The organism is Rhodoferax sp. ZS1R8, assembly GCF_056521325.1.
Genome location: NZ_JBWMBA010000101.1, coordinates 1 through 1,272, shown reverse-complemented (window position 1 = coordinate 1,272; position 1,272 = coordinate 1). Strand labels below are relative to the sequence as shown.

Genomic DNA, 1,272 nt, shown 5'->3' with positions numbered 1-1,272 from the left:
GAACTGATAGCCCGTATTGCCGCCCTGGTGCCACCGCCGCGCACCCATCGGCACCGCTACTTTGGCGTGCTGGCCCCGAACTCGCCGCACAGGGCTGCGGCGGTTGCCTTTGCCACGCCGATGCAACAGGCCACGGCTGAGCCTGCGCAACCCGCCGCGGGCGTAGGCGTGCCTGGGGTGGTGGTGCCGGGCAACGCGATCCCACCCGCACCTGAACCTGTAGCACCACCCAAGCGCTCGAAGGCGCATTACCTGTGGGCGGTGCTGATCGCCCGCATCTACGAAGTCTTCCCGCTGCTGTGCCCGATGTGCGGTGGACAGATGCGCCTGATCGCATTTATCACCGAGGTCGTGCAGATCCGCAAGATTCTGGATCACATCGGGGTTGACTCCGAGCCCCCGCACATCAGCCCGGCGCGCGGGCCACCGTTGTGGGATGACTGCGATGCGCAGATGGATGACGGGGCGCAAATCGAGCCAGCAGACTGGGATCTGGCGGCGCAACCGGCACCGGACTTTGAGGTTGATCAGCGCATCAGTTGGTGAATGGTTGAGCGGCGATTTTGACTCGCCGCTGGGCAGGCCTGCGCCCGCCATACCCGGCGCACTGCTAATCTCTCTTGTGAACAGCGCATTTTGGCGGTGGATCGGCCAGGTACGGCCATACTGCGGGCGCGGTGCGGGTTTCTACGTGGGGTGAGGGCTCTTCCAAGGGCCGATACTTGGCCTCATGCGGCTGAAATATCTATCCGTGTGCATCACGTCAAGCTTAAATTTGATGGCAATGAAATTCTCGGAGACACCGCCGTCGCCGACAGTGGTGTTTTTTCTGGGATTGGCGCCGGTTATTTTTGTGACAGGAAATATATCTGCACTGCCTTGGAATAAAAGCCTGCTCCCCGGCGTCTATACCGTTGCAACGCATGAATCTGGGTGGGAATATTCCCCGCCCCTTGGGGCGCGCTCCTACCAGGCGAACGTAAGTAAGCCGTATGGTTCCCGATCCCCTTGATACTCCGCCCCTCTGGGGCGGGGAGGTTCATTGGAGCTTCCCTTAACTTGAAAAAATAGCAGCATGCAGATCGACTGGATAGATTTTGTGAGGACATTTTTGATCTTCGCCCACGTAATAGCGGTTGTCTGCGTCGGCATCGGGATCGCCTTCGCCGATTATGCGGTGTTCGGACGCAAGGTCTTCGATCAAACGATATTCTCCGTCTCCGAGAAATCCGTGACCTTCACGCTTGCCGCTTTGTGGGTCACTGGCTTGGC

At 59.7% G+C, this 1,272-nt stretch carries 1 protein-coding gene and 1 pseudogene; both read left to right on the top strand.

The features are described 5' to 3' along the window. On the top strand, nt 1-546 hold a 546-nt coding region (locus AC097P_RS24130), incomplete at its 5' end, for a transposase (protein ID WP_479612959.1). 529 nt (nt 547-1,075) lie between these two features. Further along, nucleotides 1,076-1,272 (top strand): annotated as a pseudogene (locus AC097P_RS24125) (hypothetical protein); the annotation flags it as partial.